At 60.3% G+C, this 18,731-nt stretch carries 10 protein-coding genes; 5 read left to right on the top strand and 5 right to left on the bottom strand.

Annotation, left to right across the window (positions count from 1 at the left end; translation table 11 throughout):
* Positions 1 to 75: 75 nt before the first annotated feature.
* On the top strand, positions 76 to 1,908 hold the full coding sequence (locus AC0Z42_RS13070; RefSeq protein ID WP_485468644.1) for a sensor domain-containing phosphodiesterase: 1,833 nt from the start codon (positions 76 to 78) through the stop codon (positions 1,906 to 1,908).
* A gap of 15 nt (positions 1,909 to 1,923) precedes the next feature.
* On the opposite strand, the gene AC0Z42_RS13075 is transcribed toward AC0Z42_RS13070, so the two are convergent.
* The 5 genes from AC0Z42_RS13075 to AC0Z42_RS13095 form a co-directional block, all read right to left on the bottom strand.
* Positions 1,924 to 2,694 carry a transporter gene (locus AC0Z42_RS13075; RefSeq protein ID WP_485468645.1) on the bottom strand — a complete coding sequence of 257 codons (771 nt, stop codon included), beginning with the start codon at positions 2,692 to 2,694 and terminating at the stop codon, positions 1,924 to 1,926.
* Between the two features lie 398 nt (positions 2,695 to 3,092).
* Entirely contained in the window at positions 3,093 to 5,228 is a 2,136-nt protein-coding gene (locus AC0Z42_RS13080) for a peptidase domain-containing ABC transporter (protein WP_485468646.1), read from the bottom strand.
* Between the two features lie 30 nt (positions 5,229 to 5,258).
* Positions 5,259 to 6,566, bottom strand: coding sequence for an HlyD family secretion protein (locus AC0Z42_RS13085; protein ID WP_485468647.1), 1,308 nt, complete (start codon positions 6,564 to 6,566; stop codon positions 5,259 to 5,261).
* Between the two features lie 1,258 nt (positions 6,567 to 7,824).
* Positions 7,825 to 8,382 carry a hypothetical protein gene (locus AC0Z42_RS13090; RefSeq protein ID WP_485468648.1) on the bottom strand — a complete coding sequence of 186 codons (558 nt, stop codon included), beginning with the start codon at positions 8,380 to 8,382 and terminating at the stop codon, positions 7,825 to 7,827.
* Positions 8,379 to 10,616: a protein kinase domain-containing protein gene (locus tag AC0Z42_RS13095; RefSeq protein ID WP_485468649.1), complete on the bottom strand. Its 2,238-nt coding sequence runs from the start codon at positions 10,614 to 10,616 to the stop codon at positions 8,379 to 8,381. The genes AC0Z42_RS13090 and AC0Z42_RS13095 overlap by 4 nt, the downstream gene beginning before the upstream one ends.
* A 206-nt stretch (positions 10,617 to 10,822) precedes the next feature.
* Between AC0Z42_RS13095 and tssF the strand changes: the two genes are divergently transcribed.
* Genes tssF through AC0Z42_RS13115 form a run of 4 tightly spaced genes read left to right on the top strand, consistent with a single transcriptional unit; the run spans position 10,823 to position 18,698 of the window.
* Positions 10,823 to 12,670, top strand: coding sequence for a type VI secretion system baseplate subunit TssF (gene tssF, locus AC0Z42_RS13100; RefSeq protein WP_485468650.1), 1,848 nt, complete (start codon positions 10,823 to 10,825; stop codon positions 12,668 to 12,670).
* Positions 12,631 to 13,665: a type VI secretion system baseplate subunit TssG gene (tssG, locus tag AC0Z42_RS13105; protein ID WP_485468651.1), complete on the top strand. Its 1,035-nt coding sequence runs from the start codon at positions 12,631 to 12,633 to the stop codon at positions 13,663 to 13,665. The genes tssF and tssG overlap by 40 nt, the downstream gene beginning before the upstream one ends.
* 35 nt (positions 13,666 to 13,700) lie before the next feature.
* Positions 13,701 to 16,454, top strand: a complete 2,754-nt coding sequence (locus AC0Z42_RS13110) for a type VI secretion system Vgr family protein (RefSeq protein WP_485468652.1) — start codon at positions 13,701 to 13,703, stop codon at positions 16,452 to 16,454.
* Between the two features lie 24 nt (positions 16,455 to 16,478).
* Complete coding sequence (locus AC0Z42_RS13115) at positions 16,479 to 18,698, top strand: T6SS effector phospholipase Tle3 domain-containing protein (protein ID WP_485468653.1); 2,220 nt, start codon at positions 16,479 to 16,481, stop codon at positions 18,696 to 18,698.
* Positions 18,699 to 18,731 lie beyond the last annotated feature (33 nt).

The raw sequence follows: 18,731 nt of genomic DNA on the forward strand, positions 1-18,731 counted from the left end.
ATATTGCCAACCGCCAGGCGTCACGAGCGTCCGGGTTGGACTGGTGAATCTTGAATAAACAACCCAGCCAGATCCATGACCATCTCCTGCCATCTCACCGAAGCGCGTCGCCTGCAGGCGCTGCGCAAGCTCAACTTGCTCGATACGCCACCGAGCGAGGCCTTCGACCGCATCACGCGCATGACGGCGCGCTTTTTCAATTTGCCGATCGCCGCCGTGTCGCTGACCGATACCGATCGGCAATGGTTCAAGTCGCGCGTCGGCGTCGAGCACACTTCGATTCCGCGCATGCAGGCGCCTTGCGGCGAAGTGGCCGACAGCGCCGATGTGCTGGTGATCGCCGACCTGCAGGCCGATGCAGGCTATTGCAACAGCCCGCTGGCCGCCGGTGGTATCCGTTATTACGCGGGCGCGCCGCTGATTACCGTCGATGGCCATTGTCTGGGCGCACTGTGTGTGCTGGGCACCGAGCCGCGCGACACCACGCCAGACGAGCTGGCCAGCCTGCAGGACCTGGCCGGCATGGTGATGGCGCAGATCGAAATGATGCATGCGATCGGGCGCGTCGATCCGGTCAGCGGCTTGCCGAACCGCACCCAGTTCATCGAAGACTTCGAGGACCTGCAAAAAGACCGCCCCGCTGGCGAATGGCGATTGGCGATCCTGATCAACCTGGCGACGCCGGAGCAACTGGCGCACGCCGCGCGCGCCATGGATTCTGTCTACCTCGACGAACTGATCAACGACGCGGCCGCCTGGATACAAGCCGAACTCGGCGATGGCCGCAAGGTCTATCATGTGGCCACCACCCAGTTTGCGCTGCTGGCGGCACCCGGCATCACGCTCGACGTTTGCCTGCCGGTGATCGAAGCGAAAGTGGCCGGCGCCATTGCGACCATCAAGAGCAGTTTCGTGGCCACCCCGGCGGTCGGCGTGGCGCCGTTCGAAGTGGGCACGGCCGACTGCCTGAGTGTGCTGCGCCGCGCGCAAAGCGCGGTCCAGGACGCCATCGAAGGGTCCAGCCATGTGGCCGTATATTCAGCGCATGAAGACCGGCTGTACCGCCGCCGCTTCACCCTGCTGGGCGACTTTGCCCTGGCGCTGGCCAGCAGCGACCAGCTGCGCCTGGTGTACCAGCCGCGCATCGATATCGCCAGCGGCCTGTGCGTGGGCGCCGAAGCGCTGCTGCGCTGGAATCACCCCACCCTGGGCGCCATCGGCCCGGCCGAATTCATCCCCTTCATCGAGCGCTCGCGCCTGGCGCAAGCGACCACTGCCTGGGTACTCGAGACGGCGCTGGAGCAGCAACTGGCCTGGCGCGAGGCGGGCATGGCCTTGCAGCTGTCGCTCAATGTCTCGGCCGCCAACCTGTTAGAGCCGGACCTGGCCGCCCGCGTGATCGGGGCGCTGGACCGCCGCGGCCTGCCGCGCGACTGCCTGGAACTGGAAATCACCGAAAGCGCGATCATGGAGCAGCCGGCCCGGGCGCATGCAACGCTGGAGGCGATCGCCGCCAGCGGCGTGCACCTGGCGGTCGACGACTTCGGCACCGGCTACAGCAGCCTGGCCTATCTGCAGCGCATGCCGGCCGATGTGGTCAAGATCGACCAGTCCTTTATCCGCGAACTGGAAAGCGACCCGCGCCAGCAGGGCCTGGTAAAAGCCATGATTGCACTGTCGCAGGACCTGGGCCACCGGGTGGTGGCTGAAGGCGTGGAAAACGAGGCCGTGCTGGCTTTCTTGCACGAAGCCGGTTGCGATGAGGCGCAGGGCTACTGGTTTGCGCGGCCACTGGAAGTGTGCGACTTCAGCGCCTGGCATGTGAGCCGGATGGTGGCGCGGGCGCAGCAGTTGTCCCTGAATATGGCGGCAATGCCGGCGAACACAACGAAGCCCGCCGCTTCCTGAGCGCAGGCGCCGGCGCTACCAGAGGCGCGCCAGCGGCATCACAAAGCCGCTGAAAAATGACCAGGATGGCGAGGCGCGATTGAGTCCGCGCGCAAAGCCGAAGTCGATTGCCAGCCGTTTGGTCGGGCTATAGGTGGTGGCGAAAAGAACCTGGGCGGTGCTGTCGGCACCTGCCCGTCGCGTGCCCGACAGCTCGCCCGTGGCGCCCCAATGTTCGTCCAGCGGCAGCGACAACGACACCGAAGCGCCCGTCTGCACGCGCCGCTCGCCGGCATCGACCGCGCCCATGCGCGTGAAGTTCAGATTGCTGTCCATATGCACGCTGGCGATATCCTGGCTGTAGATGCCATTGACGCTGTAGTCCGCCTTGCCACTGCCGATCACCTTGCGCGCCGTCGGCACCTTGGCGCCCAGTTCAACCCCGAAGGCGGTCGCCTCGTTAACCAGGAAAGCGTGCTTGAGTTCGATGGTGGTATCGCCCAGTCCCTGGTTGCGCTGGCCGCCGCCATCGCGCTCGGAAACAAACGCCTCTCCTCCCAGCAACACGCCCCAGGTCTCGTTAAAGGCCAGCTTGACGGTGTAGGGCAGGCTGGCCCGTCGGTCATCGTCGAGCCTGGTGTGCAGGCCACCCAGTTCCAGCTCCAGCTGCCCAGGTACCGGCAGTTGTGCCGGGCTGGATACGGAAGGACGGTAGGGCGTCACCGCATCGTCCGGAGCTTGCTGGGCGTGCGCGGCGCTGGCGACGGCGTACAGACAAACCAGTGTGAGACGGGATATTGGTTTCAAGAGAGAGATGCACATGCTTTCGGGGAGGGGGGGCAAGGTGGCTGTGCGGCGATTGTCGCACAGCTGGCATCTTGACAGGGGAAGCGATGGCAAGGCAAGGATGTGGTAAAGCTAAGTCGCTGTTGCGCTACATCGTCGCTGCCGACACGATTTACAAAACCCCGTCGCCGCCCACCGAGCTTTCCGGCATATTTCCACCAGATACTTCTTCTACTTCATCAAAATTTAATTCTTGCATATTTTCCTCGCTGGTTTTTAACCTGGGTATTTGTATAGGTAAGTATTGCTCACCTACCAAGAATAATATTAACTTGCTGAGTTGATTTTGTATATGAAGACTCGAGAAATTTCCAAATTGCAAAAAACAGGCAAGCGTTTCCCATGTCAGTCGGTACTGATCACGCAGATTCTCTCGTCTCCTGCATCACATCCTTCATTATTTTCCCCTTTTGCAGTACCACTAGGCGCTCTGCCATGGCAATCGTTTCCGGCCGATGCGCAACAATCACGCGCGTCAGCTGGATCTTCTGAATCGCCGCATTCACCGCCTGCTCGTTCCACACGTCCAGATGGCTGGTCGCTTCGTCCAGCACCAGCAGTTTCGGATTGCAGTACAGCGCGCGCGCCAGCAGGATGCGCTGCTTCTGGCCGCCCGACAGGCCGCTGCCGATATCGCCCACCAGGGTATTGAAGCCCATCGGCATGGCGGCAATTTCTCCGTGCACGGCCGCCAGTTGCGCACAGGCCTGCACCTGCTGCTGATTCGGCGACGGCGCAAAGAAGCTGATGTTGTCGGCGATCGAACCGGCAAACAGGCTGTCTTCCTGCATCACGGTGCCCAGCAGTTGCCGGTAATTCTTCATGCCCAGGTTGGCCAAGGTCACGCCGCCGATCAGGATCTCGCCTTCGGTCGGCTCCAGCAAGCCCAGCAGCAGTTTCATCAGAGTCGTCTTGCCGCAACCCGACGGGCCGGTCACCGCGATGCACTGGCCTGCAGGAATACTCAGGTTCAGGCCGCTCAATATATAGGGTTCGCTGTCGGCGTAGCGGAATGCCAGGTTACGGATCTCGATCGATGGCGAAATATGCTCGACGTCGATTTCCACATCGTTGCTGTCTTCTTCCGCGCGGGTCAACACGATATCGGCCACCCGTTCGCCATGCAGGCGCAGCATGCGCAGTTCAAACAGCTTGTCGACCAGGCTGGCCATGCGCTGGCTGAACTGGTCCTTGTAGCTGATAAAGGCGAACAGCATGCCGACCGAAAAACGGTTGTCGAGCACCGCCAGCGCGGCCATCCAGATAATGATGACACGTTCGGCGCTGAATAAAAATGTATTGGCGGTCTGGTACGACACCGACAAGCGCGCGATGCGCAGGTCGGCGTTGAACTGGTCGGCCAGCGCATTCATCCAGCTGGCGCGGCGCTCTTCATTGCGGCCGAACAGCCGGATGCTCTGGATGCCGCGCACCGATTCCAGGAAGTGGGTCTGCTGCTTGGCGGCGTGGATGATCTGCTCGGCGGTTGCCTCGCGCAGGGCCTTGAAGATGGCCCAGCGCAGTAGCACATACAGCACCACCGCGATGCAGGCCACGCCGGCAAGCAGCGGACTGTAGATCAGCATCATGCCCAGGGTGGCCAGCACCAGTACGCCGTCGATCGCGCCTTCGACAAATTGTGTCGTCAGGCTGCGCTGCATGGTCTGGATCGAATTGAAGCGCGAGACGATGTCGCCCGTGTGGCGCTTTTCGAAATACGGCAGCGGCAGTTTCAGTAGGTGCGCAAACGCATTGCCCAGCCATTGCAAGTTCAAATTTGTCGCCAGCACGGTGGTGATCCACGAGCGCACGGCACCGATCGCCGTCTGTATCAGCACCAGCAGCAGGAAGCCGCAACCGAGCACCGTGATCAGGTCACGGTCGGCCGCCAGCAGCGCTTCGTCGACCAGCCACTGCATGTAGAACGGCGCCACCAGCGCGCACACCTGCAATGCCAGGCCCAGCACCAACAGTTGCAGCAGGCCGCGCTTGAGGCCCACCACCCTGCCCATCAGCGACAGCAGCGAGAACTGCTGCTTTTCCTCGACCTTCTTGAATTCGGCGGTCGGTGTCAGTTCCAGCGCCACGCCCGTAAAGTGCTTCGCCACTTCCGCCAGCGGCAGGCGGCGTTCGCCGACGGCCGGATCGTGGATCACCGCATGGCTGCCGGAGACCGATTTGAGCACCACGAAATGGTTCAGGTCCCAGTGCAAAATCGCCGGCAGTTTCAGTTCGGGCAGGTGCTGCATGTCGAGTTTCAGCGGCCGCGTATGCAACGCCAGGCCCTGCGCCATGGCCATCAGGCCTTTTAACGTGACGCCTTTGAGCGACACCGAAAAGCGCCGGCGCATGCTGGAAATATCGATCTGGTGGCCCCAGTAACTGGCCACCATGCACAAGCTGGCCAGGCCGCATTCGGCCGCTTCCGTTTGCAGCAGCACGGGCAGGCGATTGCTGCGCCAGAAGGACAAATGGGCAAGAGAAGGTAAATGCATCGGGCGCAACCAAAAAGGGAATGTGAAGGCTTACAGACGACCGGAAATACTGAACAGCGGTTCGAGCACCCATTCATACAGGCGACGCTGTTCCAGCAGCACGCTGGCGTCGACCAGCATGCCGGACTTCAGGGGCAGCGTTTCGCCATAGGCCTGCACGCTCTGGCGCTGCAGGCGCAAACGGATGCGGTACAAGGGTTCGCCACTGGTGCCGCTGACGGCGCCCGGCACGGCCAGGTCTTCCGGGCGCAGCGAGGTGCTGGCCACTTCGCGCACCTGCGCCGGATACTGGCCGAATTTCTGGTACGGATAGGCCTGGTAGCGCAGCAGCACCTGCATGCCCGGCTTGATAAAGCCGACCGAGCGCGATGGTGCATAGATTTCCGCCTCCAGTTCCGCGCCCATCGGCAGCACCGACGCCAGCACGCTGTTGGCGGCCACCGTCTGACCGATTTCGGTGGTGATCGCGGTGACCTTGCCGTCCTGCGCCGCGCGCACCAGGATCTCGCGGCGCGCCTCGTTTTCGGTCAGGTCCTGCTCGATGGCCGACACATTGCGCTGCAGGTTTTCGGCATCGCGCTGCGCCTGCACCTGCAGATCCCGCACATCGGCTTCGGCGGTGGCCAGGTCGCGCCCGCTGGCCGACTTGATGCGCTGCAGTTCGGCCAGGCGCTGGTGCTGGTCCAGCAGCTCGGCCTGCTTGTCCTGCAACTGGGCAGAGGAGATGTAATTGGTGGCGTGCAGGTCGCCATAGCGTTGATAGGACTGTTCGGCCAGCGTGATGCGGCGCTGCTGCAGCACGATCTGGTCTTCCATGCGGGCGATCTCGGCCGTCAGGTCGCTGGCACGGCGCTGCCCGGCCGCCATGCGCTGGCGCGATTGCAGGCTCGATTGTTTCAGCTCCGCGTCATAACTGTCGCGCCGGCTTTTCAGCAAGGTCGACACCACTTGCTGTGGCGCGCCGGCACTGACGCTGCTGCGCTCGCCGGACAATACGAACAGCACTTGGCCGGCATGCACGCTCTGTCCTTCTTTCACGCGGGCCTCGGTAATCACGCCTGACTGACCCGGCATGACGCGAATCACCCCGCTGGTCGGCAACAGCACGCCTTGCGACTGCGCCTTGCGGGTGGTGCTGAAGAAAATGAAAAAAGCGATGATGGCCAGCGCGATGCCTAGGAACAGCAGGGTCAGGAACAGATGGCTGACGGGACGCGCCAGGATGACCGTGCCATATTGGCGGGTGCTCAGGTGCTCGAGGGCCTGCTGGCGAAACAGCGGTTGGGTAGCTTGAGGGGGAGTTGCTGGCGACGCCGGAGCACTGGGTTGATCACGCAAAATAAGTGCTTTTCAATAAATGGATTGATCTTGGCCACGATGTGCCGGAAACAGATAAAAAACGAGCTTCGGAGAAAATATCGCCGAAGCTCGTTGAGCGCACGCCATACTGAAGCCTGCGTCGCAAAGCCCGTATTTGACACAAGCAAATGCCTGCCCGTGATAACGCATTGACCAACACGCAATTGGCCATGCTTGTTGAGGGGATAGTGCCTCTTGCAGCAGTAAGTTGCTTTTAATTGCAAGATTATCTGAAGCTGCCTTACCAGTTGGCACTGCCATCGACTGAGCCTTCAGGCATGTTGCCGCCGGATACCTCTTCAATTTCCTCGACGCTTAATGCTCGCATGGTTTTTCCAAAATTTCATTATAAGTCTATTACAGGTGCTGCTGAAATGCCTGGTGGAATAGTATCGCCGCCGACTGAGCCTTCAGGCATGTTGCCACCAGAAACTTCATCGATTTCATTGATTTTTAATTCTTGCATGTTATTTTCCATTCGCTTTAAAAATTGATGGTTCTCGATGACTAGGCAATCACGGCTTTAATCTGCCACCAACTGAAGCCTCTGGATAGTTTCCGCCTGAAACTTCTTCTATTTCGTTGATATCTAATTCTTTCATGTTGTTTTTCTTTCGTTTAAATTTGGTGAAATAAAAATCACGTTGACTATCTCTATATGCTTCAGGTTGCGTTATTATTTTCTATTGAAATAATAATTTCATCTGATTTTTTATTTATCATCTCGGATCAGTATCACCACCAACTGAGCTCTCAGGCATATTTCCACCAGATACTTCTTCGATTTCGTCAAAGTTCAATTCTTGCATATTTTCCTCAAAGAATTAAAATTTATGATGATTTCCTTCGACTGTTCAATAATTTTTACAAGCGTCCACCTACTGAAGCCTCAGGGTAATTTCCGCCAGAACCTTCTTTGATTTATTGAGGTTTAATGTTTGCATGTTTTTTTCTTGTCTATGATTTCCTGGATTTTGAAGAAAAAGAGTTAAATTTTTATTGTGGTTCTTGCTGATTAATAAATTACATCTCCATAAGGCCACCGACTGACGCTTCCGGCTTATTTTCGCCAACTACGTCTTTAATTCCATTGAATTATAATTTTTGTGTACTATCTGTACACTATTTTTCTTATGGTTAAGTTGGAGATTAATTAAATTTTTACCGGTTTTGTGTTAGTCGAACATTCTAGTAAAGGTGAAAGGTGTGCAGGAGGCATATATTCTCAGTACGCACATTATGTCTCAACATGGCCACCTACTGATGCTTCAGGATCAAAACTGAATACGCGCAATTCCGGAAGATCTTGTTCTCCTCGAAGAATCCGTACAGTCAGTATGAATGCAAGTTCCCAGCGCCCTTTGCTTTGCCCGACGTCCAAATTGTGTTTCCATTCTTGGCGGATGCAGCGCACGTCGGGCATTGCTGGGTCTGGAGGCAATAAATGTGACTCGAAATCCAATGGAAATTGATATGTAGCGCCGACGGACTGGAGGAATGGCGACGGTATGGAATAGCGGGTGGGGAGGTCGGGACCTATTTGCGTCAGTTGGGGAACACTGACGAGGCAGCAATCGATGATTTGAAAAGAAGTGAAACCAGTCGTCTTTGAACCACAGCAATTGACTTCCAGATAGACGTGTTGTCCTTGCTGAAAATGCACGCCGCCCATATAGGGACCATGGCGCGGATCGGCGCTACCGTCGCACGATGTAAACGCATAGTCGAGTTGGTTGGTGATTTGATCTGCGTCAAAATGAACAGCTAATTTCATCCAAGGTTTTTCGTACGTCATTTTTTTTGATTTCTTTCTATGTTAATGAGTAACTTCTGATAGCGAGAATCTCGCCGTAGCGCTAACAGATCGGGTGCTGACTCGATCAGGTTGATTGGGTAGCCATACGCTAGTGCCTGCCTCAATGCAGCCATTGCTTCGTCGCGCTTGCCTAATAGTTCATAGGTTAGTGTTGCCCTGAAATGGATATCTGGCAAAGTGGGTGCAAGGCGGACGGCCTTTGTAACGTACTTTATCGCATCGTTTCGCAGCCCAGCATAAGCTGAGTACAAGGCCAGTCGAGAGTTAATCTTGGAATCGTCCGGCGAGTGATTAATCATAACTTTAATCAACGTTATTGCACGACGGTATGAATTGCGCGACAACTCGACTTGGCTTGGAACCCAGCGTTGGGCATCAGCCAAGTTTGCCCATAGAAGGTAGTTGCCTGGGTTGCCTTTTTTTTCTGAGACTGCGTTTTTGAATGCCTGCACCGATCCAAGGTAATCCGCTTTGTTAAACAGAATAGTGCCCAGATTAGTATATAGCTCCCAGTCAGGATAGACCTGCAATCCTTGTTGAAGCACTTGCAGAGCTTCATCGCTACGATTCATGCGCTCAAGCGTCGCGCTGAGCTGAGCGTATGAATTGGATACTTGCGGATCCATTTGTATGGCCTTCCGAAAAAGTACTTCGGCGTCTTTATAATTGCCCTGGTTGTAATGCATTCTGCCCAGCATTGAAATGAACGGTCGATAATGCGGGTACATAGCGGTGGCTTTGCTGAGTACTTTTCGTGCTTGATCAAAATTTTGGGCATGAATGAGCAGTCGCGCCTTGCCATACATGCCCAACAAATTAGTGGGCTCCAAGTTCAGCGCAGTAGTGATTTCTTGCAGTGCGAGTGGACGTTTGCCTTGGTGTTCCAAAACCCAGCCTTGGGCCACATGGGCGAGAGCCAGTTGATCGTCCGCCACCAATGCCTGCTTCGCTGCGATATCCGCGCGTTGCAACCAAGTTTCGTCACGGCCACTACCCACATAGCGTAATGTGAAAGCTAGAGAAAGTCCTGCATTTGCCGCAGCATGCTCTGGTATATGTTTAAGAACAGTGCTGAAATGTTCAATCGCTTGCGTTTTGCTGCTATCACTATCCAACACATGCAACGCCGCCATGCCAGCCGCCATGCTGGCCATTTCTGAATACGGCGCTGGTAATTTTTCACCCGTGACAAAAGCTTTCACCGTGGGTGCGACATTGGACCATTGCCATGCCGCCACCATAGCTACCAGTGTCACGCCTGCACAGATTTGCAAGGTCCGTTTGCGCGGAATCGGCAGGCGAATGGCGACGCTGGAGGGTGCTTCCGGCGGCAACGCAGTCTCCGCTAACGGCAAAGGAGCCGTGCCTGATGCGTTGCGATGCCCTGCAATCCCCTCACGCACATCGCGCATGGTCCTCGGCCGCTCCAGCGGATCATGCGCCGTCATCGAGCGCACCAGGGCGTCGATGGCAGGCGGCACCGAGGCCGGCATGGCGGGCCAGACGGCGTTCGATTGCATGTGGGCGGCGGCCAGGGCCAGGCCGTTCAGGTGCGAGAACGGGCGCTGGCCGGCGAGCATTTCGTACAGCATGGCGCCCAGCGCGTAGATGTCGCCGCGCATGTCGGGCAGGCGGCCCATCAGGCGCTCGGGGGCCATGTAGGCGATGGTGCCCTGCAGGTCGCACAAGGCGGTGGTTTGGGTCGCTTGCGGGTCCAGTTGGCGCGCCAGGCCAAAATCCAGGATGCGCACCTTGCCGTTTGCTTCCAGCATCAAATTCGATGGTTTCAAGTCGCCATGCACCAGATCCATGGCGTGCGCTTCGTCCATCGCGTCGGCGATCTGCTGGGCGATGTCGAGCGCGGCGTCGAGCGGCATCGTCGCTGCGTGCATGACCTGGCCCAGGGTCTGGCCTTCGACCAGTTCCATCACGATGGATTGGCTCTTGCCGTCGCCATCGATCGAGAAAATTCGCACGAAGGCGGGGTGGCGCAGGGACGCCGCCAGGCGCGCTTCGTTGAGCAGCTTTTCCGGATGCAGCATGTCAGCCTGCGGCTTGAGGCGCTTGAGCGCCACGCTGCGGCACAGTTTGGCGTCCCATGCTTCGTACACATGGCCGAAACCGCCTTCGCCCAGCAACCGGCGCACTTCGTAGTGCGCGCTGAGCGTGTCGCCGTGTGGTGCAGCTTGCTGCACCGGATCGAGCAATTCCATAGGGCGTGATGTGCAGTAAATTGATTTTAAGTAACTTCCTGATTTAAAACGATTGTTTCGAATAAGTCAATTCCTATTGATAAAAAATGAAGATGGATTGCCGTACAAGATGATGACGTGCGCACCAGAAACTTGTTTAAACGCAACTTTGACGGCGGCCGCTGCACCAATAATGCAAGGGGAACCTGGCATGGGGAAGGGTGGTCATGGACAAGCTGCTGCAGTATTACGAACGCGAACTGGGCACCCTGGGCGCGCATAACCAGGCGTTCGCGCGCCGTTATCCGGCGCTGGCCGGTGCGCTGGGCATGGCTGGCGGCGAGCCGGGCGACCCGCATGTGGCGCGCATGCTGCAGGCTTATGCGATGTTCAACGCGCGCACGGCCAAGCGGCTCGACGATGCCTTCGGCCAATTCAGCGACACCCTGCTGGACGTGAATTTTCCGCATTATCTGCGGCCGTTTCCGTCGTGCTCGATTGCCCGCATCGACAGCGATGGCCATGACGAGGTCGGCCCGGTCGTGATTCCCCGCGGCACCGTCATGCATGCGCAGGAACAGCAGGGCGTGGCCTGCAAGTTCACCACCGCCCATGACGTGACGGTGGCGCCGCTGCGCCTGTTCGATGTGCGCTACCAGGCCGTGCTGGCGGCGCCGCCCGGCTTGCGCCTGGCGAACGAGCTTGGTTCCGCCATCAGCCTCGGCATCGAAGCCATCGGCGCGGTGCAGGCGTTGCGCAAGCTGGCCGTGCCGTCGCTGCGACTGTTTATCGACGGCGAACCGGCCTTGTCCGCCACCTTGCGTGACGCCCTGTTCCTGCGCGTGCGCGGTGCGTGTGTCGAGATCGTCGATGGTGGTGGCGCAGGACGCTGGCTGGCGCTGGAGCAGATTCCGGTCGCGCCGGCCGGTTTTGTGCCTGGCGAGGCCCTGATCCCGTTCCCGGCTACTTCACACCCGGCCTACCGCCTGCTGACCGAATACTTTGCCTTTGCCGACAAATTCAACTTCATCGATCTGGACCTGGCGAGCATCCAGGCGCTGCTGCCCGACGATTGCCGCCGCTGCACCGTGCACCTGCTGCTGGCCGACGTGCATGCCGACTCTTCCATCGCGCGCATCCTGCGGCCCTTATCGAAACGCAACCTGCTGACTGGCTGCACGCCGGTCGTCAATCTGTTTGCCCAGGCGGCCAATCCGCTGCGCCTGACGCACACCAGCGCCGACTATCCGCTGCTGCCGTCGGTGCGGCAGGCGCATGGCTACGATATCTACAGCGTCGACAGCGTGCGCGTGCTCGGCAGCAATGGCCAGGACGCCACGCTGGATGCCTATTCGCCTTTGTATTCGATGCGCCACGGCGAGGCCGGCGGGCGGCTGGGCAAGTATTGGGTAACGCGGCGCGACGAGGCGATGGCGCTGAGCCATCCCGGCTATGAAATGCGCATCGCCTTTGTCGACAGCGCCATGGCGCCGCTGCACGACACGGCGCAAACCGTGTCGATCAATCTTACCTGCAGCAACCGCGACTTGCCGAGCCACATGACGTATGGCGCGTCGGGCGGCGACCTGCGCCACGAGGGGCCCGCCGGCAGCCTGCCGGTGCGCCTGCTGCGCAAGCCGGGCGCGCCTTGCCGCTTTGCCTCGGGCGCGCCTGCCCACTGGCGGCTGATTGCCCAGCTGTCGCTGAATCACCAGTCGCTGGGCCAGCAGGGCTTGCCGGTTTTCAAGCAAATCCTCGAGCTGTACAACCTGCGCGGTTCAGCCAGTGCGGCGCGCCAGATCGCCGGCATCACGGGTTTGCGCCAGCGCTCTGCCAGCACCTGGCTGGCCGACGAGGCCGGCGGCAGCCTGGTGTTCGGCATCGAGGTGCTGCTGACGGTGGACGAGGACGCCTATGCCGGTAGCGGCCTGCATGCGTTCGCGCAAGTGATCGAACATTTTCTTGGGTTATACGTCCATCTTGCCAGCTATACCCGCTTGATCGTGCTGTCGCAGCAGACTGGAAAGGAGTTGTTATGTTGCCTGCCCCGCAATGGAAGCCAGACGTTGATGTGATCCCCGAGTTGATCGAACAACTGCTGGTCCATCCGTCCCGCTTTGATTTCTTCCAGGCGCTGCGCCTGTTGTCGGCGTGGCTGGTGCAGCAGGGTGTCGAGCCGGAACAGGTGTTCGAACAGGGCCTGCAGTTGCACGGCAGCGCCAGCCTGGCGTTTGCGCCTGGCCAGATCGAAAACTGCTGGGCCGATGACGAGGGCCGGTTTCACGTGCGCGCGGCAATGATCGGTTTCCTGGGCCTGCATGGCAACTTGCCGCTGCATTACACCGACACCATCGCCCGCCATGAACGCGACACCATGGACACTGGCCCGCGCGCCTGGCTCGATGGCCTGTCGCAGCGCGCGCTGAGCTTGTTTTACCAGGCCTGGGCGCGCTACCGCATCGAGTGCCAGGGCGGTGCCGATGGCGGCGACTTCCTGCCGCTGCAACTGGCGCTGGCCGGCGTCGCTCCCGGTGCGCTGGAGCCAGCGCCAGATAGTTTGCCGGCGCACGTGATCGCCCATTATGCCGCCTTGCTGCGCCACCGGCCCGCCACGGCCGAGGTGATGCAGGCAGTGCTGGCGGAGTATTTCGACGTGCCGGTGCAGGTGCATCGATTTATCGGCGCCTGGGTCACCCGCGCGCCGCATGAGCATACGCAGTTGTCGGGCAACAATGCGGTGCTGGGCGGCGGCGCCATGCTGGGCGAGCGCTGCCGGCGCGCTGACCTGCGCCTGCGCCTGCTGCTGGGGCCTTTGTCGCGCGTGCAATATGACGACTTCCTGCCGGGCCGGCCGGGTGCGATTGCCCTGCGGCAGATGCTGGCGCTGTTCGGCTTGCCGTCCGTCAGCTTCGAAGTGCGGCTGGTGCTGCGCCGCGACGACGTGCACGGTTGCACCTTGGGCGGCGTGCAGGGCGCCTGCCTGGGCCAGCATGCCTTCGTGCTGGGCGCGCCGTCGCAAACCGACCGCGACGACATGCATTACGAGCTGCGCTTCGATGGTTCCGCCTGAAATAGCAACTTTTGACCATGATGGGAGGGCATGCCGTGGACAGTGACGACGATTTTGCGCAATGGATGGCGCTGGAAAAAAACCTGATTACCGCCAATCGGCCGCTGCGCCTGCGCCTGGCTTACGCGCAAGGCATCAATGACGATGTGTTGCTGCCGCAGCGCATCAACGGCACGGAAACCCTCTGCGGCGGGCTCGAGTACCGCATCCTGTGCGTGGCAACCGATGCGCAATTGCCGCTCAAGCAGTTCATCGGCGTGCCGGCCGAGTTGCAGATCGTGACCGACCGGGGCGCGCTGCGCAGCGTCTGCGGCATCATCGCCGAAGCCAGCGCCGGCCAGAGCGACGGCGGCCTGGCCACGTATCAGCTGGTGCTGCGCGACGCGCTGGCGCTGATGGAAAAACGCATCAATACACGCGTGTTTCTCGATAAAAATGAATTGCAGATCGTGCAACTGCTGTTCGAGGAATGGCGCCAGGGCAACGGCATCCTGGCGGCCAGCCTGGCGCTCGAGATCGAACCGGCGCTGGCGGCGCGCCAGCATCCGCTGCGCGACTTCACGATGCAGCACAATGAATCGGACGCGGCATTCATACGTCGCCTGCTCGGGCGGCGCGGCATCGCCTGGTGTATTTATCCGGGTTTGCCCGCTACCCCGGCTGCGCAAGGCGGTGACAACTTTCCGGCGCACACCGTGCTGCTGTTCGACGACGCGCTGCGCCTGCCTGAAAACGCGGCAGGCACCGTGCGCTATCACCGCGACAACGCCACCGAACAGCGCGACACCGTCACGGCCTGGAACGCGGTGCGCCGCTTGCAGCCGGGAACGTCCGGGCGCCATAGCTGGGACCAGGCCCATCCGCTCAATCCGCAATTCATGCATACGCGCGCGCTTGGCATGGCAGAGCAGGGCATCAATGGCCAGCAACTGGCGGCCACCCTGGACGATTACATCGTGCAGATGCCGCAGGCCGGTGCCGGCAGTGACGACCACGGCCGGTTGGGCGAACTGGCGATGGCGCGCCACGATCTGGCTACCAAGTGTTTCGAGGGCGAAGGCTGCGTGCGCGATTTTTGCGCCGGGCAGTGGTTCAGCCTGCAAGGCCATGCCGAGATCGACAGCCACGCAGCTGACGAGCGCAGTTTCGTGATTACCTCCCTGACGGTCTTGGCCAGCAATAATTTGCCGAAGGGACTCGATGCGCGGATCGACCGTTTGTTCGCGCAAAACCACTGGCCTGTCGATGCAGGCCTGGCGCCGCCAGCCGATGGCACGGTCTTGCGTTACCGCAACCGTTTCAGCTGCGTGCGGCGCGGCGTCGCCATCGTGCCCGGTTTCGATCCGCGCAGCGACTTGCCGGTGGTGCGCCTGCAAAGCGCGCTGGTGGTAGGCCCAGGCAACGAAGAGGTGCATTGCGACGCGCAGGGCAGGGTCAGGTTGCGTTTTGTTGCCACCCGCGCACAGGACCATGCCCATGCCAACGGTTCTGGCGCCTCGGACAGCGAGCGCGATTCGGCCTGGGTGCGCGTGGCGTCGAGCTGGGCAGGCAATGGCCCGGGCAGCGGCCGGCAATGCGGCGCTTTGAGCCTGCCGCGCATCGGCAGCGAAGTGCTGGTCGATTTTCTTGGTGGCGACCCGGACCGGCCGATCGTCGTCGGCCAGCTGTATAACGCGGTGGCCATGCCGCCCGCCCTGAGCGAGCGCGGCGGCTTGCCTGGCAACCGCTATCTGTCGGGCCTGCGCAGCCGCGAAATACACGGTGCGCGCGGCAATCAGTTGTGCCTTGACGATACGCCGGGCCAGATCGGCGCACAGCTGGCCAGTGATCATGCCGCCACGCAATTGAACCTCGGTCATTTGAGCGAACCGCGCAGCGGTGGCGCCGGCCAGCAGCGTGGCGACGGTTTTGAATTGCGCAGCGACGCCAGCGGCAGCCTGCGCACCGCCCGCTCGCTCTTGATTTCAAGCTGGAAACAGCTGGCCGCCGGCGGCAAGCAGCTTGACAGCAGCGAACACGCGGCGCTGATGAAAGAGTGCCTGGAACTGTTCAAGTCGATGGGCGAATACGCCGCGCAGCACCGGGCGCTGCCGCTGGAGCCGGCTGGCAGCGAGGCGCTGGCCAGCGCGATCGCGGCCGACAAACCGGTGATCAGCATTACCGCGCCCGAGGGCGTGGCGCTGTCGACGCCCAAAACCATCGCCAGCCATGCCGGCGGCAATATCGACCTGCTGGCCCTGCAGCAGCTGCAACTGGGGGCGGCGCAGCGCTGCAATATCAACGCCGGCAAGGGTATTTCGCTGTTCGCGCACCAGGACGGCATCGTGCAGGTGGCGCACTACGGAAAATTCCTGCTGCAAAGCCAGCATGACCTGCTGCAGGCTGATGCCGCCAAGGAAATCCGCCTGTCGGCCGGCACGCGCCTGGTCGGCATGGCGCAGGATGAAATCACCTTCATGACGACCGGCGGCGCGTATTTGAAGCTGTCGGGCGGCACGGTCGAGCTGGGCGGGCCGGGCGCCCTGACGATCAAGACCGACGGCCACCACTGGAACGGCCCGGGCAGCATGAAGGCCGAATTGCCCGCTTTCAGCGAAGGCGACTTGGGCCGCGTGCCGCAACTGGTGCGCGCCAGCGACGGCATGCCGGTCGAAGGTGTCGAAGTGCATGTCGAGCGCGAAAACGACAGCGCCCTGACCGGCAAGAGCGACGCCAATGGGCTAGGCCCCAGGGTGCTGACCGATCACTTGCAACGGCTGAAAGGCTTTTTCTTCAGCCGCCGTTCCTGAAGTGCCTACCCGGGAGAGCACGCCATGACCTTTGATCCACGCCCGCCGCTGTGCGACGACCCGAAAGTCAACCTGCGCGGCGAGTTTGCCTGCAGCGCCGATTATCTGCACAGTTACAAGGTGACCGTACAACAGGTGCCGCTGCCGGGCATCATTATTTTCGTGCACGGCGTCAATTCCGATGGCGAGTGGTACCAGGGGGCCGAGGAGGGCTTGTGCCGGGGCTTGAACCAGCGCCTCAAGCGAAGTTGCGATCACCTCATGCATCACGGCGTGGAAGGCGGGGAACTGACGCCGGTGAATTATGGCAAGGAGATCACGGACGAAGGCTTTCTCAATCCCGAGATGTCGGCCGATACCCTGATCCTGGACGCCGCCACCTTTTCGCCCGTGATCCGCTTTCGCTGGGGCTACAAGGCCTCCGGCGAGGAATTGCAAAAATTTGGCAAGGGCATCTATCTCAATGAACAGGATTACTGGGGCGGCGGCCCGTTTGCCAATGGCTGCAGTGCGCTGGCCGACTTGTGGAAAGACGGCCTGAGCGAAAACCTGTTCCTGTGGACCACCATCGAGCACATGAACCCGTTCCCGGAACGGCAGGTGTTCAGCTGCCCGCCGCGCCCTTATTTCGTGCTGGCCGCATATCGCCTGGCCAAACTGGTCGAGGCGATCCGCCAGCAGCAGGCTGACGTACCAATCACCATCGTCTGCCATAGCCAGGGCACGATGGTGGCGATGGCGGCCGCCTTCCTGGGCAAGAACCTGCCGGCGGTCGAGGGCAAGTTTCCCTGCGTGGCCGATAACTATGTGATCTGCAATTCGCCGTACAGCCTGGCGAAAAGCAATGCTTCGGAAAACTGGATCGGCAGCAATCTGCGCGCCGCCGATGGCAGCACGGGCCGGGTGACCGTCGAAGCGCGGATCGAAACACTGAAGAACTTCTTCGAGATCATCGGCCAGCGCGCCAGCCTGGGCGAGGTGCAGACCGACCAGCGCGTCGACGACTGGGCGGCCAATGTGCAGCATGGATTTTCCGCCGCCGCCGATCGCGAAACATACGGCATCGCCGGCGCCGCGCGCGGCGGCAAGAAATCGTCATATGGCCGTGTCACCGTGTATTGCAACCCGCACGATATCGTGGTGTCTTCGATCGCCATCCAGGGCATCGGCTGGCGCGGCCTGAATCGCGGCGAGCTGGCCGCCACCAAGGCCGAAGGCGTGTATGTGCAGCGCGTGTTTGCGCAGGGTTTTGAAGTGGGCAGGCAGGGCAGCTATCACTACTGGGCCGACCATTGGCGCAAACCCAAACCAGGGGGCAAGGATTTCTGGTTTCCGGATCAGAAGTACGCGTCCTACTCCATCAAACGAGGCAGGGAAGCGAGCAATGACGATTTCGCCGCCATCCTGACGGTGGGCTTTGCGCCCCTGTTCATCATGCTGACGAAACTGTTCAAAAAACCCACTAATGCGTCGCCCGACAAGGATTGGAAAATTGAACTGAACGCACCCGACCTGGAGTCGCCATTCATGCCCCAGTCCTTGCGTTTCGGCGAACTGAGCGACAAATTCGACGAAGGCTATGACGCCGCAGGCGAATCGCGCCAGGCCGGCAAGCAGCGCACGCCCAACGACGACTATTCTGCCAACCATGAAATTCCACGCGGCGGCCTGCAAGGCGAGGAAAGGAGGCTGGAAGCGCAAAGAATGGACATCGCCAGGGGCACGGCCGACGACGAGGCGCGCCTGCGCTACGAGCAGCGTGCGGTATTGCGCACCCAGGCGATACGGGAAAAGAAAAGCGTCGCCGGAAAGGTAGAACAGGAAATGCCGCGCGCCACCCCCAGCGCCGACTACATGACCTGGCGCAGCGCCCGGGTCGAGGAAATGATGTCCAACCAGGCCGGGGCTTTTGCGACCGACCATTCCACCATCATGACCAACCCCATGCACGCCGAACGTGCGCTGGCATATGACGTGCCGGTGGGGGTGTGCAATATCAAGGCGGATGCGCTGAGAAAGTTGAGGGTGGCGGCGGATTGGAGGTTGTTGGAGTGGGTAGATGACACTAATTCTGCAAAGAAATTTGAAGAATATTTTACTAGTGCCACTATTGACGAATTAACGATAGCCAAATGGGGCGGTCGCGAGAGCGGACCGGTCAGCATGCCAAGTTCAATAATCGACAAACGCGAAAATCTTCCATTTTCTGAAAGGCCAGCATCAGGTGAACTCGCCCACGGATGACATTGATTTGACTGTATTTCCTGAGCATGTACA

Source organism: Janthinobacterium sp. 1L-D-8-B-C4, from assembly GCF_057291295.1.